The 23,053-nt window shown below is 53.0% G+C and carries 18 protein-coding genes; 9 read left to right on the forward strand and 9 right to left on the reverse strand.

Features of this window, described 5'->3' with window-relative positions; translation table 11 throughout:
- Positions 1–462 precede the first annotated feature (462 nt).
- Together H8B15_RS07410 and H8B15_RS07415 are read left to right on the forward strand one after the other, a co-directional pair.
- Complete coding sequence (locus H8B15_RS07410) at positions 463–3,438, forward strand: SusC/RagA family TonB-linked outer membrane protein (RefSeq protein WP_187319032.1); 2,976 nt, start codon at positions 463–465, stop codon at positions 3,436–3,438.
- 20 nt (positions 3,439–3,458) lie between these two features.
- Positions 3,459–4,892: a RagB/SusD family nutrient uptake outer membrane protein gene (locus tag H8B15_RS07415; RefSeq protein WP_187319033.1), complete on the forward strand. Its 1,434-nt coding sequence runs from the start codon at positions 3,459–3,461 to the stop codon at positions 4,890–4,892.
- 80 nt (positions 4,893–4,972) lie between these two features.
- On the opposite strand, the gene H8B15_RS07420 is transcribed toward H8B15_RS07415, so the two are convergent.
- A complete protein-coding gene (locus H8B15_RS07420; RefSeq protein ID WP_187319034.1) occupies positions 4,973–5,455 on the reverse strand; it encodes a hypothetical protein in 483 nt (160 codons plus the stop codon).
- Positions 5,456–5,628: 173 nt separating this feature from the next.
- Between H8B15_RS07420 and H8B15_RS07425 the strand changes: the two genes are divergently transcribed.
- Positions 5,629–5,904, forward strand: a complete 276-nt coding sequence (locus H8B15_RS07425) for a hypothetical protein (RefSeq protein WP_187319035.1) — start codon at positions 5,629–5,631, stop codon at positions 5,902–5,904.
- 185 nt (positions 5,905–6,089) lie between these two features.
- Positions 6,090–8,684 (forward strand): M14 family metallopeptidase, encoded by a 2,595-nt coding sequence (locus tag H8B15_RS07430; protein ID WP_187319036.1) that lies wholly within the window; start codon positions 6,090–6,092, stop codon positions 8,682–8,684.
- Between the two features lie 93 nt (positions 8,685–8,777).
- On the opposite strand, the gene H8B15_RS07435 is transcribed toward H8B15_RS07430, so the two are convergent.
- From H8B15_RS07435 to H8B15_RS07445, 3 genes are all read right to left on the reverse strand, one after another.
- A complete protein-coding gene (locus tag H8B15_RS07435) occupies positions 8,778–9,164 on the reverse strand; it encodes a hypothetical protein (RefSeq protein WP_187319037.1) in 387 nt (128 codons plus the stop codon).
- Positions 9,165–9,257: 93 nt separating this feature from the next.
- Entirely contained in the window at positions 9,258–10,502 is a 1,245-nt protein-coding gene (locus tag H8B15_RS07440) for an S-adenosylmethionine:tRNA ribosyltransferase-isomerase (protein WP_187319038.1), read from the reverse strand.
- An 88-nt stretch (positions 10,503–10,590) separates the two neighbouring features.
- Positions 10,591–11,379, reverse strand: coding sequence for a class I SAM-dependent methyltransferase (locus H8B15_RS07445; RefSeq protein WP_187319039.1), 789 nt, complete (start codon positions 11,377–11,379; stop codon positions 10,591–10,593).
- 365 nt (positions 11,380–11,744) lie between these two features.
- Here H8B15_RS07445 and H8B15_RS07450 point away from each other — a divergent pair, with 365 nt between their 5' ends.
- Both H8B15_RS07450 and H8B15_RS07455 read left to right on the forward strand, forming a co-directional pair.
- Positions 11,745–12,305: a hypothetical protein gene (locus H8B15_RS07450; RefSeq protein ID WP_187319040.1), complete on the forward strand. Its 561-nt coding sequence runs from the start codon at positions 11,745–11,747 to the stop codon at positions 12,303–12,305.
- Between the two features lie 123 nt (positions 12,306–12,428).
- Positions 12,429–13,028 carry a hypothetical protein gene (locus H8B15_RS07455; RefSeq protein WP_187319041.1) on the forward strand — a complete coding sequence of 200 codons (600 nt, stop codon included), beginning with the start codon at positions 12,429–12,431 and terminating at the stop codon, positions 13,026–13,028.
- 7 nt (positions 13,029–13,035) lie between these two features.
- Here the strand turns inward: H8B15_RS07455 and priA are convergent, their stop codons facing one another.
- Positions 13,036–15,576 (reverse strand): replication restart helicase PriA, encoded by a 2,541-nt coding sequence (priA, locus tag H8B15_RS07460; protein ID WP_187319042.1) that lies wholly within the window; start codon positions 15,574–15,576, stop codon positions 13,036–13,038.
- Between the two features lie 360 nt (positions 15,577–15,936).
- On the opposite strand from priA, the gene H8B15_RS07465 reads away from it, so the two are divergent.
- Both H8B15_RS07465 and H8B15_RS07470 read left to right on the forward strand, forming a co-directional pair.
- On the forward strand, positions 15,937–16,698 hold the full coding sequence (locus tag H8B15_RS07465) for a ferritin-like domain-containing protein (protein WP_246455345.1): 762 nt from the start codon (positions 15,937–15,939) through the stop codon (positions 16,696–16,698).
- Between the two features lie 48 nt (positions 16,699–16,746).
- The gene (locus H8B15_RS07470; RefSeq protein ID WP_187319043.1) at positions 16,747–17,625 is read left to right on the forward strand and encodes a ferritin-like domain-containing protein; all 879 of its coding nucleotides are present in this window, start codon (positions 16,747–16,749) and stop codon (positions 17,623–17,625) included.
- A gap of 65 nt (positions 17,626–17,690) precedes the next feature.
- Here H8B15_RS07470 and H8B15_RS07475 read toward each other — a convergent pair whose 3' ends face one another.
- The 4 genes from H8B15_RS07475 to rpsF all read right to left on the reverse strand — a co-directional run bounded on the left by H8B15_RS07475 (position 17,691) and on the right by rpsF (position 21,283).
- Complete coding sequence (locus H8B15_RS07475) at positions 17,691–19,856, reverse strand: GSCFA domain-containing protein (protein ID WP_187319044.1); 2,166 nt, start codon at positions 19,854–19,856, stop codon at positions 17,691–17,693.
- 241 nt (positions 19,857–20,097) lie between these two features.
- On the reverse strand, positions 20,098–20,541 hold the full coding sequence (gene rplI, locus H8B15_RS07480; RefSeq protein WP_187319045.1) for a 50S ribosomal protein L9: 444 nt from the start codon (positions 20,539–20,541) through the stop codon (positions 20,098–20,100).
- A gap of 111 nt (positions 20,542–20,652) precedes the next feature.
- Positions 20,653–20,904, reverse strand: coding sequence for a 30S ribosomal protein S18 (gene rpsR / locus H8B15_RS07485; RefSeq protein WP_185281021.1), 252 nt, complete (start codon positions 20,902–20,904; stop codon positions 20,653–20,655).
- A 4-nt stretch (positions 20,905–20,908) separates the two neighbouring features.
- Entirely contained in the window at positions 20,909–21,283 is a 375-nt protein-coding gene (gene rpsF, locus H8B15_RS07490) for a 30S ribosomal protein S6 (RefSeq protein ID WP_185281020.1), read from the reverse strand.
- Between the two features lie 384 nt (positions 21,284–21,667).
- Here rpsF and H8B15_RS07495 point away from each other — a divergent pair, with 384 nt between their 5' ends.
- Positions 21,668–23,020 carry a cytochrome c3 family protein gene (locus tag H8B15_RS07495; RefSeq protein ID WP_187319046.1) on the forward strand — a complete coding sequence of 451 codons (1,353 nt, stop codon included), beginning with the start codon at positions 21,668–21,670 and terminating at the stop codon, positions 23,018–23,020.
- Positions 23,021–23,053 lie beyond the last annotated feature (33 nt).

The raw sequence follows: 23,053 nt of genomic DNA on the forward strand, positions 1-23,053 counted from the left end.
TAAATTGTGAAATACCTTCAAGCAGATCAGCCGAAAGGAAGAAAGAACTTTCTAGGGAAGGGGATTAGCTAACTATTTATTTGTTAAAGTAAGTGCTTGATTTAAAAAGAGCTGGTACTATACTCTGAACGATTTGTAACAATTACATAGTAGTGAAAATTAGCTTAAAGTATAAAAAATAATTTTTGGCTTATAGATTTGTATTCCCCACCCTATTACTCTGCCCCCCTTGCTATTATATTAGTAGTAGAGGAAAGCACTGAATTTATAATTCAGCGAAAGAAAGAACACAGGAGAATAGCTATGCGCAGCTGAGTAACAGTTGTGTATAGTATGTGATGCTATCCACTGAATCAGAGCGCTACAGGGATTCAAACTGAAAGCTTTTGTAACGACAGCATAGCTGGTTGTATGCTGTCGCGTTGATGTACATTTTATTTAACCAACTCTTAGGGACACTACATGAGACAGAAACTTTTACTAACTCTGGTATGGGCCTTGTTGCTGACTACGGCAGCCTGGGCACAGACACGTGCCGTGAGTGGCCGTGTAGTAGGGCCGGATGGCGCCGGTATACCGGGCGTTACGGTGCTGGAGCAAGGCACAACAAATGGCGTCAGCACGGGCGGTGAGGGCAACTATACTCTTACCGTGCAACCCAATGCCATCTTGGTATTCAGCTCCATTGGCTACATAGGCCAAACGATACCCGTGGGTGCCCAGTCCATTATCAATGTGACCTTGAGCAACAACGAAACGTTGCTGAGCGAGGCGGTAGTGGTAGGCTACGGCAGCCAAACCAAAGCTGACTTGACTGGTGCCGTAACGCAGCTGACAGCCAAAGACGTGGAAAACACGCCGGTAGTAAGCTTCGAGCAGGCCATCCAGGGCCGCACGCCGGGCGTTACTATCAACCAAACGTCGGGTAAGCTGGGCGCAGGTCCACAAATTCGGGTGCGGGGCTCCTCGTCGGTAACAGCTTCCAATCAGCCGCTCTATGTAATCGACGGTATTCCAGTAACGTCGCAGGACGTTAGCTCGGATACGGAGCCGCTGAACCCGCTGGCTGATCTGAACCCAAATGATATTGAGTCGATTACTATCCTGAAAGATGCTTCGGCATCCGCCATCTATGGTTCGCGCGCGTCCAATGGGGTGATATTAGTGACTACGAAGAAGGGACGCGAAGGGCAGACAAAGGTGAATGTGGGCTATTATGTGGGCACCAGCACTGCCACACACAAACGTAAGTTCCTGAACGCTGCTCAGTATAAGGAGCTGTTTGCGGAAGCTGCCACCAACGTGGGGTATACCAATCCGGCCGATGCATTTACTGAAAACGGTCTGGACTATAACTCACCCTATGATGAAAACTGGGTGAATGCCGGGCTACAACGGGGTAGAGTATCGCAGTACGATTTCAACGTAAGCGGTGGCGATGCCAAAACACGCTTCTACTTAAGTGCTACTTACAATGATCAGAAAGGTATCATTATCTCAAACCGCTACCGCCGGGGTAGTGCCCGCCTGAATCTGGATCATAGCATCAGCGATAAGCTAAAAGTTGGATTGAATTTATCGTTAACCCGCTCATATAACAATCGGGTGCCAGAAGATAATGCTTTCTCCAACCCTATCCAGTTGAATGCTCTGCCTCCCATACAGCCTAAGTATGATCCGGTCACGAATCTTTTGAACCCGGCTACGTTGTATTATAACAACTTGCAGGATCTGGAGTATGGTCGTAACACAGCTGGTACTTATCGTTCTTTCAGCACCGCTTACCTCACGTATCAGCCCGTGAAAGGCTTGTCGCTTCGGACTGAAACAGGCGCTGACTTCCTTAACCTAAACGAAGAATTGTATCGGGCAGCAGGTACGCAAGATGGCGGCAACTCAGGCTACGGCTATAGCAACCAAGTGCAGGTGGTGAATTATACCACCAACAACACAGCAACGTACAACAAGGTCCTCAATGAGGATCATAGCATTGAAGCTTTGGTTGGTTTCTCCTTCCAAAAGTCGAATACGCAGCAGACCTCAGCCGAGGGCCGGGGTTTCCCGAATGCCGAGTTTCAGAAGGTAGCTAGCGCCGCTATCAAAACTGCTGGTAGCATTTCGTCGGCAAATGACTTCTCCTTTATTTCATATTTCGGCCGTCTCAACTATTCCTTCCGGAATAAATATCTGTTGTCGGGTAGCGTACGGCGCGACGGCTCCTCTCGCTTCGGTAACAATAATCGGTACGGCACTTTTGGAGCCGGCTCCGTAGGCTGGTTGATTACGGAGGAGAGCTTCTTGCAAGACAATTCCGTTGTAAATTTCCTGAAGCTGCGTGCTAGCTACGGCATCACGGGTAATGCTGAAATTGGTAACTACGCTTCCCGGCGCCTGTTCTCAGCTATTTTCTACGCCGACCAAGCGGGCATTCAGCCGGGTACTACAGTTGGCAACCCCAACCTATCGTGGGAAACAACGGGTCAGGTAGATGTAGGCCTGGAGTTTGGCTTCCTGAACAATCGTATTTCGGGTGAGGTAGACGTATACCAGAAAGACACGCGCGATTTGCTGCTCAATCGTCAACTGCCTTACATCAATGGCTATTCAGTGATAACAGAAAACGTTGGTAACCTGCGTAACCGTGGTTTGGAAATTGCCCTGAATGGCTTGGTGATTGATAAAGAGGTGAAATGGAATGTAGGGGGTAACATCTCGTTCAACCGCAATAAAATCACCGACCTGGTAGACCCCATTATTGCAGGTGGCAACACGCTGGCACAGGTTCGTGAGGGCCAACCTATCGGGGTGTTCTGGGGCGTGAAATACGCCGGAGTAGATCCGGATAATGGCGATGCATTGTACTATACGTCGGAGGGAACGACAACCAACGTTTACTCGCAGGCATCGCAGCAGAAGCTGGGTAATCCTAATCCAAAGTTCACAGGCGGTATTACCAGCTCCGTTACATGGAAAGGCTTCGATTTTAGCCTGTTAGGACAGTTTGTGTACGGCAACGACATCTACAACACGGCTGGTGTGTATCAGTCTGTGAATGCCAACTATTTTGATAATCAAACAGTTGACCAATTGCGGCGCTGGCAGAATCCTGGCGATGTGACGAACGTGCCCCAGGCCCGCTTGTATGAGCCCAATGGTACGCAAGTGTCGTCGCGTTGGGTGACGAGTGGCTCGTTCCTGCGCGGTAAGAACTTCACCTTAGGCTACACTCTCCCGGACTATCTGATGAACAAAGGGTTTGCCCGAACGGCCCGTATCTACGTATCGGCGCAGAATTTATTCACCATCACCAATTACGATGGGTATGACCCAGAGGTGAATACGGCCACGTTTGGTGGTGCCAATTACATACTAGGCCACGATTTCTACACCCCACCACTGGCTAAAACGCTGCTGATAGGTGTGAATGTGGGCTTTTAATCACTGTAGTCTTTTGAAGAATGAAAACGATATTATCACGTTCAGTTATAGCCTTAACGTTGGGCGTAGCTTTTACCCTAAGCTCCTGCGAGAAGCAGCTCGACCTGGAGCCACCGCAATCCGTGGATGCTGCTACTGCCCTCGACTCAGAGTCGAAGGTAGGCAGCGCCGTATTGGGCTTATACGCCAAGTTTGATGACCCAAGCCTGTATGGAACGCAATTGATTCTCATACCGGATATCTTGGGTGGCAACGGTGTTGTGGCATGGCAGGGTTCTTTCACCACGTACCGCGACCTGCTGAATCGGACGACAACTAATCTAAATGGGCTAGCAGAATCCACTTGGCGCGGTGCGTACCAAGCCATTAACCAGGCTAACTTGGTGATTAATGCTCTGGGTGTGGTAGAAAGCCGCCAGCTAAAAGCGCAATACGAGGGCGAAGCACGCTTTGTGCGGGCCGATATGCTGTTTGAGTTAGTACGCTTGTACGGCAAACAGTACAACGCAAGCACTGCCTCCTCCGATCTGGGGGTACCAATCAGCCTTACAGCCAATCAAACCCAGGAAGAAGCCGCCACCGATCTGCCACGTGCTACGGTAGCAGAGGTTTACGCGCAGGTAATAACTGATTTACAAGCAGCCATTACGCTGTTGCCGGAAGACAACGGATTTCGGGCTTCTAGCTATACAGCCAAGGCCTTATTGGCGCGGGTGTACTTGCAGCAAGGCAATAGGGACGCAGCTGGCGCTCAGGCCGATGAGGTAATCAAGAATAGCGGCAAAGCACTTTCTCCTACCCTTGTAGCCGTATTCAGAAACCGAAATTCAGCCGAATCGCTTTTCGAAATTCAGCAAAACGACCAGAACAACGCGGGAACAGCCAACAACGGTTTAGCAACTCTCTACGCAAACATCGATCAGTTAGGGAGGGGTGACGTGCGTGTTACAGAAGACTTTGCAGCGCAGTACGAGGATAGCGACGTACGAGGCACTGATTTTGAAACGTTCAATCTAACCCGGAAGCTCATCTATGTTGGTACTGGCCCAACACGAGCGCCTGATCTATTGCGCTCTGGGAAATGGGTCTCGTACGGTCAAAACATCCCCGTTATACGACTGGCTGAGATGTACTTGATTCGTGCAGAAGCCGCTTTTTATGCTGGTAACCAGTCTGCGGCGCTAGCTGATGTAAATACGATTCGCGCGCGCTCAGGAGCTACTCCATTGACCACCATCACCGCAGAAGATATTCTGCGTGAGCGGCAGCTCGAACTTGCCTTCGAAGGCGTTCGTTTACACGATCTGAAGCGCACAGGCACCAGTATAGTCTACACCAATGCCAGCAATGGTGCTACTGTTACCGTAGCAAGTGATAGTCCACGCTTGGTGTTGCCGATTCCACAACGGGAAATCAACGTGAATCCATTATTGGTGCAAAACCCTAGCTACTAAATGTAGGGAGTTGTTTTAAGCAAAGAAGGGGCCGTTGCAACTCACGCAATGGCCCCTTTTCTATATAAAATAGTTGCTTGTTATTCGGTTTCCTCCTCCTCGTCTTCCTCCTGCGTGAAGTCCAGTTCCCGAGCTAGCTCTAGCGCCTCCGCCATCAGTTCGTCCATACCGGCGATGGAGTCTGCTTCCAGTGTTTCGCCGAAGAGGTTGAGCAACTGCTCGCCCTGCTCGTTCACGTAGAGGTTGGAGTAGAGGCGGTCGAATAGCTTGCCTTCCTTGGTAACAATAGCGTCTATTTCTTTGGTGGAGCCGGCGCGTAGGGCGCGGTGCATCAGGTCCAGTACGGCGCGGCTGTCGGCGTGGTCGCCCAGGTCAGCCAGCAGCTTCATGAGGGCCATGGCTACAGCTAAGCGCACCCGTTCGAAGCGAAAGGAAAGCTCGGGCCGGCTAGCGCGCTCCAAGTCTTGGTAAGCAGCTAAGGTAGGCTTGCTGAGGTAGCGGGTGGCATCGGCCGAATCGGGAAAGGCCTGATGCAGAAGCTGGTTGTAGGTGGTAGCACTCATAGGGAGGGTAGGGGTAAACTAAAGAATGAAGCTGAACAGGCAGCGGCTAAAATGGCGCGATCATGTAACCCCAGTGCCCAAAGATACGATTGCTACTAGGTTGCTGGCCGCAGCAGGTTGTCTGTGTTATGCAATAGCGGCTGGCTTTTAGTACACTCATACATCCTACGCACATGACGCACAAACAGAAATGGTTGCTTTTCGCTCCGGCTGGATTACTAGTGGTTGGCTTCGGCAGCTGTCTGATACAATGGGCCGCTAAAATGAAAGAGGATGAGGCTCCTACCACGCAATGGCTGGGGGCTGGTACAGTGGCCCTCGGAGTATTCAACGCTGGGTTGAGCCTGTTGGGGCGTGGCATCGTGGAAAACGCGCTCTACGAGATTCGGGAAAAAGGACCCTCTGCCGTAGCAGTTGACAGTATTGCACCGGCCATGTTCGTGGAATAGCCGATACGTTTCGTCATACTAGCATACCCTGTAGACAAGCCGATTTCCTACCCTATGATCGGGTAGGAAATCGGCTTGTTTGCTTGTACAAAGCACAGCTGTTTGCAGACCTGATACCGAAAGAGTGCCGTCAACGCTATATTCGATTCTCCGAACCGTTTTACCCGCCTACCTATTCTCTTTCAATGACAAAATTCTTCTCACCGCTTAGCTGGCTGTTGGGTTTTCTACTGCTAACCAGCGCTGTCGGCTATGCTCAACTGCCTGCTGCTCCGGCCGAGGGGCCACTACTCACGCCCGCGCAGTTTCTAGGGTATCCATTGGGCTCGCACTTCACGCCGCATGCGCAGCTATTGCGCTATGTAGCGCACGTGGTGGCGCATACACCCAACGGGATGCGCCTGCAACAATATGGTAGCACCTACGAGCGTCGCCCGCTGGAAGTGGTGCAAGTGGCTTCATCTGCCAATCTACAACGCCTAGATGCCATTCGGCAGAGCAATCTGCGCCGGGCTGGTTTGGCAGAGGGCACAACCGATGCCGCGCAGCCGGGCATTGTGTGGCTGAGCTACAACGTGCATGGTAACGAGGCGGTATCATCGGAAGCGGTGATGCAGGTGCTCTACGACCTGGCCAACCCCCAGGACCAGCAGATGCAGCAGTGGCTGCAAAACACAGTGGTGCTGGTTGACCCCTGCGTGAATCCCGATGGCCACGACCGGTATGTGGAGTGGTACAACCGCGTGGCTGGGCAGCCCACTAACGCCTCGCCCTACGCCTGGGAGCACCGGGAGCCGTGGCCGGGTGGCCGGCCTAATCACTATTACTTCGACCTGAACCGCGACTGGGCCTGGCAAACTCAGCAGGAAAGCCGCCAGCGTATTGCGCTCTACACCCAGTGGCTACCCCAGGTGCACGCCGATTTTCACGAGATGGGCGTCGACAATCCGTACTACTTCTCGCCGGCGGCTAAGCCGTTTCACGAGGATATTACCGAGTGGCAGCGGCAAATGCAGGATGCCATTGGCGACTACAACCGCCAGGTGTTCGACAAAAATAACTGGCTCTACTTCACCCGCGAGGTGTACGACCTATTTGCGCCTACCTACGGCGACACGTGGCCGAGCTTCAACGGTGCCATCGGCATGACCTACGAGCAAGGCGGCTCGGGTAGGGCTGGTGTGCGCATTGCCCGCACCGAGGGCGACACACTCACGCTCACGCAGCGCATCAGCCACCACCACGCAGCCAGCCGTGCTACTATTCAGGCCACGGCCGAGCGCCACGATAAGCTGCTCAGCGAGTTTCAACAATACTTTACGAACGGTCGCACCAAGCCCCGGGGTATGTACAAAACCTTCGTGATGGCGGGTTCCTCCGACCCCGCTCAGCTTCGCGCCCTCATGGAGTACCTGGAGCGCCAACAGATCCAATATGGCTATGCCAGTCGCCGGGCGCGGGTACGCGGCTACAGCTACGATACGGGCAAAGAAGAGGTAATGGAAGTGCAACCGCGGGACGTGGTTATTAGCATGTATCAGCCCAAATCGACGCTGGTGAAAGTGCTGTTTGAGCCTCAGCCAGTACTGGAAGACTCGCTTACGTACGACATCACGGCCTGGGCCTTGCCCTATTCGTTTGGCTTGAAAAGCTATGCATTGAAGGAGCGCCTGTCAGATGTCAGTAATCAGTTGTCAGGGAGAAATAACCCCACAAATCAGCAACTCACACCTGGCACTTCACAACCCACAACGGATAAACCTTACGCCTACCTCAGTCGCTGGACCAACCAGCACGACGTGCAGTTTCTGAGTCAGTTGCTGCAAGCCAAGGTGAAGGTGCGGGTAGCCGAAAAGGCATTTGAGGCGGGCGGGCAGCAATACGCGCCTGGCACGCTGGTGATTACCCGAGCCGGTAATGAGGCCATGGGTTCCAAGCTCGACCAAGTGGTACGTGCACAGGCAGACTCGGCGCGGGTAACCGTGCAGGCTGTGCAAACCGGCTTCTCTACCACCGGCAGCGACTTAGGTTCCAGTTCGGTGCGCTTCATAGGGCAGCCTACCGTGGGCGTGCTGGCTGGCGAGGGTATCAACCCCGGCGCGTTTGGAGAGGTATGGCATTTCTTCGAACAGCAAATTCACTACCCCCTTACGGTGCTAGGTACCAGCTACATCAACAGTGTACCCCTGCAGAAATTCGACGTGCTGATCTTGCCGGATGGTAACTACGCCGATGTGTATTCTGATCGTGGCCTGGAAGCATTAAAAACCTGGGTACGGGCCGGCGGCAAGCTCATTGCACTGGAAGGTGCCGCCCACTTCTTGGCCGATAAAAAAGACTTCCTGCTGAAAACTAAGGCTGCCGACAGTGCTGCCGCCAAAAAAGGCAACCCCTACCAACAGCTCCGTCGCTACGCCGATGCCGAGCGCACGCAGTTGCAGGAGCAGGTGCAGGGCAGCGTCTACCGTGTGCAATTGGATAATACGCATCCGCTAGCGTTCGGCTATGGTTCTTCGTATTTCGCCCTGGTGCGCAACCCACTCAATTATCATTTCCTGGGCGATGGAGGCTGGAACGTTGGCGTGCTCAAAAAAAATAGTTACGCAGCTGGTTTTACGGGTGTGCAGGCCCGCCGGCAGTTGGTCGATACCTTCGTGCTGGGCACGCAGGAGATGGGTAGGGGCCAAGTGGTGTACATGGCTGATAACCCGCTGTTCAGGGCTTTCTGGCAAGGCGGTAAGCTACTGTTCAGCAACGCCGTATTTCTGGTAGGGCAGTAGAAGGCCGAGCCATATAGGTAAAACAAAAAATCCCCGCCGAGTCCGGCGGGGATTTTTATTCTGCACCTAGTGGGGTGCTACGTACAATTCAGATTAGAAGGTCTTGTCGGCTTGTTTCTCAACAGCGTTAGCGCCCTTTTTAACACCACGCTTGGTTTTGCGGGCAGCCTTCTTGGCGAAGTCGCCGGTGGCTTCAGCGCCTTCTTTCACGCCGTGTTTGGTTTTGCGACCAGCTTTTTTGGCAAAATCACCAGTGGCTTCGGCGCCAGTTTCTACGGCATTAGCCGTTTTTTTAGCGCCTTTTTTCACTACATGACCAGTTTTCTCAGCGCCGGTTTCCACACCTTCCTTAGCGTCGTGGATGACCTCACCCGCTCTGGAGCGTTCTTCTGTGGTGGTAGTGGTAGTTTGTGTGGTAGTCTGGGCAAAAGCGGCCGATGAAAGGGCCACGGTAGCTATGAGCAAAAGAAACTTTTTCATGATGTCAGAGGGAAAATAGATGTCTTTCCTCTATACGATTCGTGTGAAAATGGTTGCCTTTGCGTGCAATCTTCTGGCCACCGCACGGCCAACTCAGGCATTTGGAAGCAGCAGCGAGCTGTCGCCGTAGCTGAGAAAACGGTAGTCGTGGGCTAAGGCATGGTCGTAGACGCGTCGCCAGTCGGAGCCCAACAAAGCGGCTACCAACAGCAGCAAGGTGCTTTCGGGTTGATGAAAATTGGTGACGAGGCCCTGTGCCAACCGGAAGGTATAGCCTGGTGCAATCAACAACTGGGTGGTAGCGTGCAAGGTATCTGTCTGGTGCTGGTCGAGGTAGGCGAGCAAAGCACGCAGGGCTTCTTCCAGGGTAGGGGTAGGCGCGGGCTGATACGGCTCCCATTGGGTAAGGTGCAATGCTGCCAAAGCCACCTCGGGCTGGCGCACTAGCTGCGCCCCCAGCCAGAACAGGCTTTCCAAAGTGCGCAAGCTAGTAGTACCCACTGCAATAACCGGCCGCGGTGCGTGCGCGAGCAGCTGGTGAAGAAAGTCGCGCTCCACGCTGATAGGCTCGGCGTGCATGGGATGGTCGGCCATGTGGTCGGCCTTCACCGGCTGGAAGGTGCCCGCGCCCACATGCAGCGTTACGGTAGCCCGCTGAATGCCGCGGGCATCCAGTTCAGCCAGCACTGCATCAGAGAAATGCAGGCCCGCGGTGGGGGCCGCTACAGCCCCTTCGTGGGCCGCGTACACGGTCTGGTAGCGCACGGCATCCAGGTCCGTATCGGCGCGGTTGAGGTAGGGCGGCAACGGTAGGTGGCCGGCCGCACGCAGCACCTCGGCAAAGGGTAGGGTAGGGGGCGTCCAGTGGAAGGCAATCAGCGAGTAGCCATCGGCTACCTCTCGCCGCTCCGCCGTGAGCAACGCTGTTTCACCATCTACCTGAAACTCCACCTGTACCGGTCCGGATTTCCAGCGTTTGCCGTTGCCTACCAGGCATTTCCAAACGCAGCTGCCGGTTTGCTGCATAGCAGGCTCAATAGCGCGGTGCGGAGCCACCGGTTCCAGACAAAACAGCTCTACCACGCCGCCCGTGGGCTTGTGTGCAAACAGACGTGCCCGCACTACCTTGGTATCGTTAAACACCAGCAGCGCATCGGCCGGTAGCTCGGCGGGTAGGGTGTGAAAGCGTTGGTCGGTGATGCGGCCCTGGCGATATATCAGCAGGCGCGACTGGTCGCGGTGCGCGAGAGGCTCCGGCGCAATGCGCTCCGGTGGCAGCTGATAGGTGAAATCCTGAATGGAAAGCTGGCGCGGGTCGGGGGTAGAGGCAGCGGACATTCTGCAAAGGTCTGCAATCAAGGGGCTATGAGCAATGCTCCGCAACTGGCTACTACCACGCATGCAGCTACAGGCGCTTGCGCGTCAACTACTTTGCTCTCCGAAAAAACATTAAGTGCTGTTGAGGTAGGGCTTCTATACTTTCCACAAACTCTAGCCCTACCGCCGCCATTTCTTTGCGGGCCTGGTCGATGCTAAGCTTATGCAAGCGTTTAATAGGTACGCTTGGGTCTTCGGCGCGGTACTCCACCAAAGCCACCCTACCCGTTGGGGTAAGCGAGGCGCGCACGGCACGCATCATCTCACGCGGATAGTCAAACTCGTGGTAGGCATCCACAAGCAGCACCAGATCAACCTGATTGGTAGGGAGGTTGGGGTTTTGCGTGGTGCCCTTTACGGCCTCCACATTGGTGACGTGCTGCTTAGCTTTATTCTGCTGAATAGCGGTCAACATTTCGGGCTGAATATCCACGGCCAGCACTTTGCCCTGTGGCACCAGTGGTGCCATTCGAAAGGTGAAGTAGCCCGTGCCAGCTCCTAAGTCGGCCACTACGTCGGTGGGCTTTAGTTGTAGCTCGCGCAGCAAAATATCCGTTCCTTCTTCCTGGCTGCGGTCGGGGCGCTCCAACCAGTCGGCGCCCTCGTGGCCCATTACGTGGGCAATTTGCCGGCCCTGGTAATACTTGCTGATGCCGTTAGGGTCGGCTGCTGGCCGAAACTCGTAGCCCGTGGTATCGGGCGCCGTCAACGTGTGCCGCTCCGCAGCGAGGCTCGTAGTATTAACACTTTCAGCGGGTAGCTGCGTGCAGGCTCCAAACAAAAGAGCACCGCTACCTATAGCCAGCAACCACCGCGTAGGAAGAGCAGATAAAGACATGAAGTCAGGTAAATTGGTGGGAATAGCCTCTAAAACGACTGGCAGTTGAGAAGCGTTCTGCCGAGGCAATGTATTACTTGAATTACGCTGAAAAGGCTGATTTACCGACCATATCAGCTCAACAATTGCTTCTCCTCTGGTACGTATTATATACTTCGGATCTGTGCATAAAGCAGCTACGTGGATAGTAGACTAACGAAGGCAAGTAGAAAAAAATATAAGAACAATTGCGAAAAGAGCCAGCTTCGTCTGTCAAGTTGTAGCCAACTACGTCCGCTCTAACCGCTTTAAAATTTAAATCAGTCAAAATTCACCCTTGACAAGGCTTTATTCGTATAGGCCGATATTCATTTTACATTTGCCGTATGAAAAAACACTTCCTCTCTCTGCAACGTGGCTTTGTTGCCTTGCTGGTAACTGCTACTGCTCTCACAAGCTGCAACCGCGCTGAGTACGCTATGTTGCCCAAAACGTCGGCCTACCACGGCACGCAGTACACCGTAACGGCGCCCAAGCCAGCTGCTGAAGCTCCAGTGGCCGTTGCTACCACGCCCGAAGTGGCAGCCGAAGCTCCTGTTGCTGCATCTGCTCCAGTAGCAGTTGTTGCGCCGGCCCCAGTAGCGCAGCCTGCACCGGCTGCCAAGGCAGCTAAAGCGCCTAAGTTGAACCTGATGCAGAAGGCATTGGTGAACAAGGTAACGAAGCAGGCGAACAAGGTAGCCAGCAAAATGCAAGTGAAGCAGAAGAGTGAAACGGCTGAAACCAACCGTCTGGACGGTAATATCCGCACAGGTATTATCCTAGTGCTGGTTGGTTTGCTCGTAAGCTTGCTCTCCTTTGTTAGCGGCATCTTCGGCGTGCTGGGTGGTATTATTGCCATCGTAGGTATTGTCTTTATCATTCTGGGCTTGCTGGATATGGCGTAAGAGTATTCTTACAGCACCATACATAAAAGCGCCCGGCTATCTAGTTGATAGTCGGGCGCTTTGTCTATATTGAAGATTGATAAATTACCTACCTAAAGTATTTACTATACTCCTATATACCCTATGAAGAATCTATTGCTTTGCTATAGGTTGTTATTGAGTTTATCACTTATTAGTTGTCAAAACACTCGGGTTATCACCCTATTACCAAAAACGAGTGCTGTTGCTAGCTCACTGCCAAAAGCGTCGGCTTCTGCGCCAATACTGCGTGACTATGTGCTTTCAGGAGACAATACACTCCATCGAGAGTCGATAGAAGCAACTTATGCAGGTGCTTCAGCAAAGGCCAAGTCAGTATCAAATGCTGGCTTCATACTGCCGCAAAGAGCTTCACATCACAAGATGATGCAGCCAAAGCTCCAGTTGATATTACCTGATACAAGTAGTGCTCAACAAGCTATTGAGCCTACACCACAACAGATTCGGGATGCCGATATATTGAATAGGGCTTTACGAGTAATCGGAGTGCTTTTTTTACTTCTGGGAGTCGTTTTTGTCATTGCGGCCTTTGCTTTCGGCACTACAATCCTTTCACCTGTATATGTTGTATACGGATTGTTCTCAATACTATTGAGTGTTCCGTTTCTACTTTTCGTAAGTAGAAACAGCACCCGAGGACTGATGCTACAGAAAGCACGAGCAGCCCGCCGAGCAGCCGAATAGAGGTAAACTACATCGGGTCCACATCGGCTGCAATGCGAGCCTGCTTGAACTCCTTCTGGTCCTTCACAATGTTGATAGCGTCGCGGATGTCATTTTTGGCTGATTTAAGGACTGTATGCTCTCGGCTGAGCTTAATGGTGATTTCCTGCAAGTAGAAGTTGCGAATTCGGAAGATATACGGCGCTTCCGGCCCCAATACGGCCTCGCGTCCCAAGCGGTCCACTAATTCCTGCGTGAGTAAAATAGCGGCCTGCTCGGCCAGCAGCTGATCTACATGCTTCACCGTGAGGCGAATGACGCGCATAAACGGCGGGTAGCCATGCTCGCGCCGCTGCGTGATTTCGTACTCGTAGAACTGCAGGTAATCGTTGCGAATTACCTTATCGAAAATCACCTGCAACGGGTCGCCGGTCTGAATAATCACCTTACCCTTCTTGCCTTTACGCCCCGCCCGACCACTCACCTGCACAAACATCTGGTAAGCCCGCTCGTGCGCCCGGAAGTCGGGGTAATGGATAATGCTGTCGGCATTGATGATGCCTACTAGGCTCACGTTGGCAAAGTCCAGCCCTTTGGTCACCATCTGGGTGCCCACCAAAACATTAGTCTTTTGCTGCTCGAAGTCGCTGATAATCTGCTGATAGGCGTTTTTGGCGCGGGTCGTGTCTAAGTCCATGCGCTGCACCTGGGCTTCGGGTAGCATGATTTTGAGGTCGTCTTCCAGCTTTTCGGTGCCGAAGCCTACGGTTTTGAGGTTGCGCGAGCCGCAGGCCGGACACTCTACTGGCATCCGCTCGTGGTAGCCACAGTAGTGGCACCGTAACTCATGCACATGCTTGTGGTAGCTTAGGCTCACGGCGCAGCTCTTGCACTTGGGTATCCAGCCGCAGTCGAGGCAATTGATAAAGGGCGAGTAGCCGCGCCGATTCTGAAACAGAATTACCTGCTCCTGCGCGCCCAGCTTGCGCTCCATCTCCTGCATCAGCTCCGGCGTGAAATGGTTGAGCATGGTTTTCTGCTCCCGGCTCTTGCGGGTATCCACCAGCTCAATCTCGGGTAGGCCGGCCTCGCCGTAACGCTTCGTCAGCTCTACTAGGCCATAGCGGCCAGCGCGCGTCTGGTAGTAAGTTTCTACGGCGGGTGTAGCCGAGCCTAGAAGCGTTTTGGCACCCTGGAAGTTGGCCATCATCAAGGCCACCTCGCGGGCGTTGTAGCGCGGCGCCGGGTCGTACTGTTTGTAGCTCGACTCATGTTCCTCATCCACAATCACCAGGGCCAAGTTGTCGAAGGGTAGGAAAACAGCCGAGCGCACCCCTACCACCACCTGAAACCGCCCCGATAGCACACCGTTCCACACTTCTACCCGCTCGTTGTCCGAAAACTTAGAGTGGTACACGCCTAGGCGTGTACCAAATACTCGCATCAAGCGCGTTACAATCTGCGCTGTAAGGGCAATTTCGGGCAGCAAGTAAAGCACCTGCCCGCCACCCTGCATAGCCTGCTGAATGAGGTCGATGTAAATCTCCGTTTTGCCCGCGCCCGTCACGCCGTGCAGCAGCACAATGTCCTTCTCGGCAAACTGTTGCAGAATCTCCGCACGGGCCGTGCTTTGCGCTTCGCTGAGGGTGAAGTTCAGACGGGTTTCGGCCGTGTGGTCCAGCGGAAAGCGCGACACAATCACGTCGAATTGCTCCAGGATACCGTTCTTAATCAGCGTATTCACGGCCGAAGCCGAGAGGTGCGGAGCGCTGCTGAGGTAGGCTTTTTCGATGCCTTGATGATTGGCGTGCTCGTTCTGGTAGATGGGTACTTTCTGCAAAAAGCGCATCAGCACATCCAGTTGCTTGGGCTTGATAGCCAGCCGCTGAAACAGCTCTTCCAGCGCCGCCTCGGCCACAAACATGTGGGCCAGCCGTACCTTCTTCACCACCTTCGGCGAGTACTTGTCGCTCAGGTGCTCAAACAGAAAGATAACCTCTTTCTGCATCAACGACTTGATGACGCGGTGGAACGAGCTGATTCCCAGTAGTTCACCTACCTCCGTAAACGTCATGGATTTGCCTTCCTCACCCGTGCGCAAGGCTTCCACTATCCGTTCTTCCTGCTCACTGAGGGGGTAGGGATTTTCCTCGACCCCAAAAGCAGGGTGCAGCTGAATGCGGCTCTCGGAGCTGAGCTTGAGCGCGGCGGGTAGGGCAGCATTAATCACCTCGCCCAACGTGCACATGTAGTAGTCGGCCATCCAGCGAAATAGCTTCAGCTGTGGCTGCGTCACCACCGGCGCATCGTCGATAAACTCCAGAATGTATTTGGCTTGGTAGTCTTTAGGCGGCGTTTCATGCACGGCAGCCACAATACAGCTCAGCGTCTTTTTGGCACCGAACTGCACAATCACGCGCCCACCAATAACCACGTGGTCATTCAGCTCATAGGGTACACGGTAGGTATATAGTTTGGGCAGGGGTAGGGGCAAAATCACGTCCGCGAATAGCGTGACGCGGTCGGTGGCCACCGGCTCCGGCTGCACAAAATCAAACGAAAGGCTCAAAAGAAGAAAGCTATCAGGCGAAAGGCAAAAAACGGACTACAAAGATAACCGTTTCGCGGGCGCGTGGTTGCCGGGGCGCCGAGTTTAGCGCAGCAATGGAGTGTAGATAATGGGTATAATAACTCAGCTTAAGAAGCTCCACAACGTGTTTGCTTTATCATCTTGAGTGTAAAGAATTTTCTTTTAAGACGAGGCTCGTGAGAAGCACTCATTTACCTTGTAAAAATGCTGTCAACTTGTTATAGTCCTGTTGTTTGTGTGCATAATTCGGGTATTATAGATGGTTGGGAAAAGAGGGTAAATCCAGGGCCGCAATGGTTTGCGTAGATTCTGTATTCTCACCTTTTAACCCAAAATAATATGTCTAAAGTGATGCATGATGCCACTGAAGCCAAAGGCCTTAGTGAGGAGCTACAGACGCCGTTGGAGCGGCGCACCTTCCTGCGCTACACTGGCCTTGGTTTGGCAGTGGGTGGCCTGGCTTTGGCGGGCTGCAACGATGTGATGGAGGATATGTCGCAGACGCAAAGCGCCAGCGCTACTGCCGCCGACATGGCCAATATGGTGGATGTGGGCAGCGGCGACGTAGGCGTGTTGAATTACGCGTATGCGCTAGAGCAGCTAGAAGCCGCTTTCTACGCGCAAGTGCTGCAAACGCAGTACTACAATAGCACATCGGCTCCACAGCGGGTAGCTCTGCGCGACATTGAGGCGCACGAGCGTATCCACCGCGAGTTTTTCAAGCAGGCTATTACTGCTGCCGGTGCTACCCCTATCAAAGATCTGGAGGTAGATTTTTCGAGTATTGATTTCCGCACGAAGCAAGGTGTACTGAGCGTGGCCAAAGCGTTCGAAGACCTAGGCGTAGCCGCCTATAATGGAGCCGGCAAACTCATCAAGTCGGCTGCCTACCTAACAATTGCTGGCAAAATCGTGTCGGTAGAAGCACGTCATGCCGCTATAATCCGCGACTTTTTGGAATACAATACGTTCGTGGGACCCGATGTGGTAGACCAGAATGGGTTAGAGAAATCGATGACGCCTGCTCAGGTAGTGGCTGTAGCCAACAATTTTCTGAAAGAGGGCTCGAAGCTGAACGTGAGCAACTTGCCTACTGAATAATCGCCGCTTAAAATCCTCACATCCTTCTGTTCTGTAAACCATTACTCCATGAATATTCTCAACATACTCGCCGAAATCGAGAAGGTAGACCCAGAAGTCTATGAGCGACTCGACCAGCGTCGTCAGGTTTTCAAGCACTTTGCTGGCTTTGGTAAAAAGCTAGCTGCAGCGGCCGTACCATTGGCTATGGGTTCCATGTTCCAGAAAGCCTACGGGCAATCATCGAGCCTGGGCAAGCAGATAACGGACGTTCTGAACTTTGCCCTAACGCTGGAATACCTGGAATACTACTTCTACGACATGGGCGTGAAGACGCGCAATCTGTTTGTGCAGGCCGATCTGGCCGCCATCACGATTATCCGCGACGACGAACTCAAGCACGTAAACTTTCTGAAAGCTGTATTGGGTAGCAGCGCCATTGCGCCGCTCACCGCCAACGATTTCGATTTCACCGGCTCGAAGGGTGGTACGCGCGCTCCCTTGATTTCAGAGGTGTTCCGCTACCGGCAGAACTTCCTGGCGCTGGCGCAAGCTTTCGAAGACACCGGTGTGCGCGCTTACAAAGGTGGTGCTCCATTGCTGATCGAAAATAATACAGTACTCGAAGCTGCTCTGAACATTCACTCCGTGGAGGCCCGCCACGCCTCGCACATTCGCACCATGCGTCGCGGAGGTACGCAGGCCAACGGCCTACCCAAGAGCTGGATTACCGGCAACGAAGGTGGTGGCCCTTTGCCGAGCGTCACGGCTCCTGTGTATGGCCCTGGCATGCCCGCCGACATGTTCCCTTCTGAAGCGAACGTTACGCAAGCCGGTGTCAATCTCACGTCTATTCCCAATGTAACGGCCGATCAGGCTTCCGAGGCATTCGACGAGCCCCTGGACATGGCCACGGTACTCACCATTGCGAGCAACTTCCTCAAATAGCTTTCAAGCATAGGAAAACAAAAGAGGGGCAGCCTTATTGGCTGCCCCTCTTTTGTTTTCCTATGCTATGTCGTTGGTGTATCGTCAGGTTTTGACGGTTTCTTGCGCGGTGGTCTAGCGCGGCGTTTTGGCGCAGAGGGGGAAGTTTCTGCCACAGGCGCAGATGCATTGGTCGGTTCTACAGTAGACTGCGGTGCCGTTTCAGAAGCTGGTGGAGAAGAAGCTTTGACAGCTTTCTTTCGGGGTGCCCTCGGCTTGGGTGCAGTAGGGGTAGGCGCGTCAGCTGGTTCTGGTGCAGTCGTATCAACCGGCGCAGGTGCAACGGTCGTTTTCTTGCTGCGAGAAGCCCGGGGCTTGGCTGGTGCTTTAGGTTTAGGAGCTTTGCGGGTAGGCGTTGCTTCCGTCTCAGCCGGTAGGGCAGGAGCAGTTTCAGCGTCGGCTACGAGTGGGGCTTCTGAAAGCTCTACTGGTTGCGCAGATGGTTCAGGCGCTGTTACTGTCAGCTCTGGCTCAACGGTAGCAGGAGCCGCTGAGACGATAGCAACAGGTGCTTCCTCTTCTGCGGGTGGCAGGGTAGGGGAGGAGGTAGGGAGTGTCTCTGCAACCACCGGTACTGTGGTTTCGCTTTGAAACAACTCAGGAGCCGTCTGAGGAGGTTCTATAGATTGTTCTGTAGAAACGTTTTCCGGCGTAGCATAAAGAGGCGCCAGTTGACGGCCGCGGTTCTTACCCGAGCGCCGCGCCTTTTTCTTGTCAGCCAATATCTGGCCGGCCGTACGGCCCTTGCGGGGTTTTGGTGCAGTATCGGTATCTTCTACATCGGCTGGCTCATCCACGGTTTCTTCTACAACCTGCTCCCCTATAGCAGGCTGCTCGTCAGCTACCTCAATGGAAGGGAGCAGGTCAGCTTCAATAGCCATTTCGGTCTCCTCATTGGGTTCCGAAGCTGCTTCCTGGGCTGCCAAAGCCTCCAGCGCGGCACGCTTGCGCGCTGTGCGCTTGGCTCCGCCTCGGCTTCGACGTTTTTTCTTGGGAAGTTGGGTAACAGCTTCGTCTACAACTTGCTCAGCCTCTTCCACCACAGGCGTAGCAGGTAGGTCAGCCAGTGCTTCCTCTGAGTAAACAACATCTTCTTCCGCTGGTGCCGATGCCGCTGGCGTAGCAGCTACGGGAGCTGGCTCAGCATACTCGCCAATATCAATTCGTTCTTCATCGTCATCTGGCTCCGATTCCGGTTCAGGCACAGGAGGGAAAGGTAGCGCTGCTAATTGCTGCTCTAAGGCATCTATTTCCGTAGCTACATCTACCTGCTGGCCCAGACGCCGCAAGCGTTCTAGCGTACTTTCCAGAAACTGGCGATGCTCAGGTGCACCTGCATACAACGGCCGATGATATAGCGCCTGTTGTATTGAATGCCATTCCTTTTTGAAGCGACCAAACGCTGCATCGAAATACGTACGCGTAAATCGCTCCCAAATGTAGTCTTGCGCCACCATAGAAGGGTGCAGCATATCATCGGCATAGAAACGGTAGTCGCGTAAATCGTCTAGCAGCAGTTCGTAGGCCGGAAAATACGATACATCGGGTAGCAACTCGCTCAGGTAATGGCAAGCCAGCCGGAGAGTCGACTTACTCACAGCATTCAGGGGAAGCGTATCCTTCAGGTGACGTACGGGACTCACCGTCAGGATAAACCGTAGCTTCGGATTATGACGCCGTAGGTAGGCGTGGGTTTCCGCCACGGCGTTGATAATTTCGTCCGGTGTCAGTAGTTCCTTTTCAAACTGATTTGCCGGAACCTTGTGGCAATTACTCACCAACTCGCCGGTAGCGCGCAGCCGGTATACAAATGCAGTACCCAGCGTCAGCATCACCACGTCGGCAGTGCGCAGAAAATCACCGGTTTGCTGTACCAGCTCCTGAATTTGCTGCAACAGCATAACCGGTGAATCGGCCCCAAGGGTAGCGTGCAGGTCATAGCTTTGCCAGCGGCCGCGGGCTTCCACCAAGTGCTGTTGCCAATCCATATCCTCACCAGCCGCTGCGCGTAGCAACTGGCAAGCCGTGAGCGGATTAAACACGGTGCCAAAGGGATTCACAACGGCCGCGACCTTATTTTCGGTTAGGCGCGCGCCAATTGTCTCCGCGAAGCAAGAACCTACCGTCAGCACTCGTGCTGTGTGTGGCAGCTGCTGCGGATAAGGAATAAGAGGAATTTCAGTACGAAACATGCAAAGAAGCTAGGGCCGATAGCCGACCAACAAATACGCCGCGCCGCCCCTAAATCGCGCGCCACCGAAGCGCGGCAACTTCAGAAACAAAGCACTCATGGACAAAGATGAGAGTAAATTGCTTATATAAACCAGTTAGCTAATACGAAGGGCAACATATGTTGGCCAGGAAACCATTCTATCCGCAACGAAAAAGCCCGACTACCAAAGCAGTCGGGCTTTCTTAGCAAAGAGTAGTTGCCTACTCAGCTACTACGTTGAAGCGAACCTGATGCTTCACTTCTTTGTGCAGGTTCAGAGTAGCGGTGTACTCACCGGCCGTCGAAGGCTCTTGGTCAAACGAAATACGCTTGCGCTCTACCTCAATGCCTTTGTTGGCCAAGGCATCGGCTAGCTGCAGCGTAGTTACGCGGCCGAAGATCTTACCGGTTTCGCCCACTTTAGCCGGAATTTCCAGCACCATATCACCGATTTTGTCGGCAATAGCTTGAGCGTCACCCTGAATTTTATCGGCTTTGTGCGCAGCCTGACGTACGTTCTCAGCTACGATTTTCTTGTTCGATTTGTCGGCCAGAATAGCCAGACCCTGGGGCAGCAGGTAGTTACGACCGTAGCCGGGCTTCACCGTTACGATGTCGTTCTTCTCGCCCAGACCCTTTACGTGGTCTTTCAGAATTACTTCCATGACTTTGTTGGTTTCTGGTTGTTGGTTTTTGGTGTCCCGGCAGTAGCCTCAATGTCTAGTGAACAGAGGAAACGGTCAAGTAACCAAAAACAAAAAACCAATAACTAGAAACTATTTTAGCGAATCGGTTACATACGGCATCAGCGCCAAGTGACGAGCTTTGGCTACTGCCTGAGCTACTTTGCGCTGAAACTTCAGGCTGGTGCCTGTGATGCGGCGGGGCAACACGCGGCCCTGCTCGTTCACAAACTTCAGCAGGAAGTTTGGGTCTTTGTAATCGACATACTTGATGCCGTTTTTCTTGAAGCGGCAGTATTTCTTACGCTGCTCCTGCTTGTGGATTCTTTCGTTGGCTAGGCTCATGATACTAGGCGGCGGCTTCCGATTGTTGTTTGGCTTTCTGCTGATTCATCTCGCCATTGCGGCGGCGCTGGTTATAAGACACGGCGTGCTTATCCAGCACAGTGGTCAGGAACCGGATGATGCGCTCGTCACGACGGAACGCCAGCTCCAGCGTATCCACGATGTTGCCCTCGCCAGTAAACTCAACCAGGAAATAATATCCGGTTGATTTTTTCTGGATTGGGTAAGCCAGCTTACGCAGGCCCCAGCTTTCTTGATTGATAATGTCGGCGCTATTTTCCTTAAGCACCTGAGTGAACTTCTCGACCGTCTCTTGCACTTGGCTCTCGTTCAATACGGGAGTCAAAATGAAGACCGTCTCGTAATTTCTTACTTCCATTACGACGGGGTGAAAATTGTGTGTGAAAACTAAATGAGGCGGCAAAGATACGCTTTTTCTTGCCCGATGCCTATAACCAGATTATAATTTTAATTATAGCCTGATACGGTCTAACTAACTGTGCGTCAGAATTTGTCTTGCCTTTTGAAACATTTCTTAAGTATATTATATGAATCAATATAACTCTGCTAAGTAACAGCTACTTAGTAGTGTATATACTATTATATAAGTATAACTACTAGAATGTGAGGTAGTTTAGAATCTTTCTAACCAAGACGGTAAGGGCTAATTTTCGCCTCTTCTGGTTTGTTGTCTGCGATTCCCAACCTACATTTGTGGCCTTGATGCACGCCTGCGTTTCTTTCTTCCCAGTCAATTTGTGCTATGGATAGCATCCGATTTCGTACTCTTCCTAAACTGCTTCTTGCTCTTTTCCTGACGGTTGCCACCGTTGGCCAGTCATTGGCTCAGGAGGTTGGTTCTGCGCCAGCCGTTAGCAAAGAAGGTGTAACTCCCGGCGCCACTGCCGGTGCCGATGGTGCCCCTGCTGCTGCGCAGGGTGCTGCTCCTGCCGCTGGCGGAGGCGATGCTGCTGCCATTGCAGCCGGCGACGCATTGTTTAAAGGCAACTGTGCCCAGTGCCACGCTGTCAACGAGAAAGTGGTAGGCCCTGCTCTTGCTGGCATCACCAAGCGTCGTCCGATGTCCTGGATCATTCCATGGATTAAAAACTCCAGCAAAGTAGTTGCCAGCGGCGACGCTTATGCTGTGAAGCTTTTTAACGAGTACGGCAAGCAGCAGATGCCTAGCTTCGCTTTGTCGGACGATGAAATTAAGTCGATTATCGCTTATACCACCTCACAGGAAGGTAGCGCGAACCCTACCCCACCAGCAGGCGGAGCAACAGCTGGAGCCGATGGCGCAGCTCCAACCAATGCAAATGGTAGCACTGAAGCCGGTCAATATATCGACCTATTGATGATAGTGTTGGTAGTAGTGCTGATTGTACTAGTAGTAACGCTGGTTATCATCGCTAACCTGATGAAAGACGTGTTGCGTGGTCGTAAAGACCTGAGCGGCCGCGACGTAGAGCAACTCAACCAGCGCTACGACTTCTCAAAGATTTACAAGTCGGGTGCCGTACGTGGCATTGCCATCACGGTATTCATCTTAGTAGTACTCTATGAATCAGTGCAGGCAGCCATGGGTATTGGTCTGACGCAAGGCTACCAGCCTACGCAGCCGATCGCATTCTCGCACAAACTGCACGCCGGCGAAAATCAGATCAACTGCGCTTACTGCCATACGTCAGTGTACAAGAGCAAGTCAGCCAACATTCCGTCGCCAAACATCTGTATGAACTGCCACTCGCAGATCAAAACAGAATCGCCAGAAATCAAGAAAATCTATCGTGCTATTGAGCGCAAGCAGCCTATTCAATGGGTGCGCATTCACAACCTGCCAGACTTGGCTTACTTCAACCACTCACAGCACACCCAAGTGGGCGGTCTAGAGTGCCAGACCTGCCACGGTCCGATTCAGAATATGGACGTAGTGTACCAGTACTCTGCTCTAACGATGGGCTGGTGCATCAACTGCCACCGCGAAACGCCACTCAACACGAAGGGCAACGCATACTACGATAACCTAGTGAAATTGCACGACAGCAAGAACAGTGCTGTGCCTTTCACAGTGTCGTCGAATGGTGGTACCGAGTGCTCGAAGTGCCACTACTAAATTGTACGTCTTAGCAAGGACCTTACAACTAAT

The organism is Hymenobacter citatus (assembly GCF_014333615.1).
GTDB lineage: Bacteria > Bacteroidota > Bacteroidia > Cytophagales > Hymenobacteraceae > Hymenobacter > Hymenobacter citatus.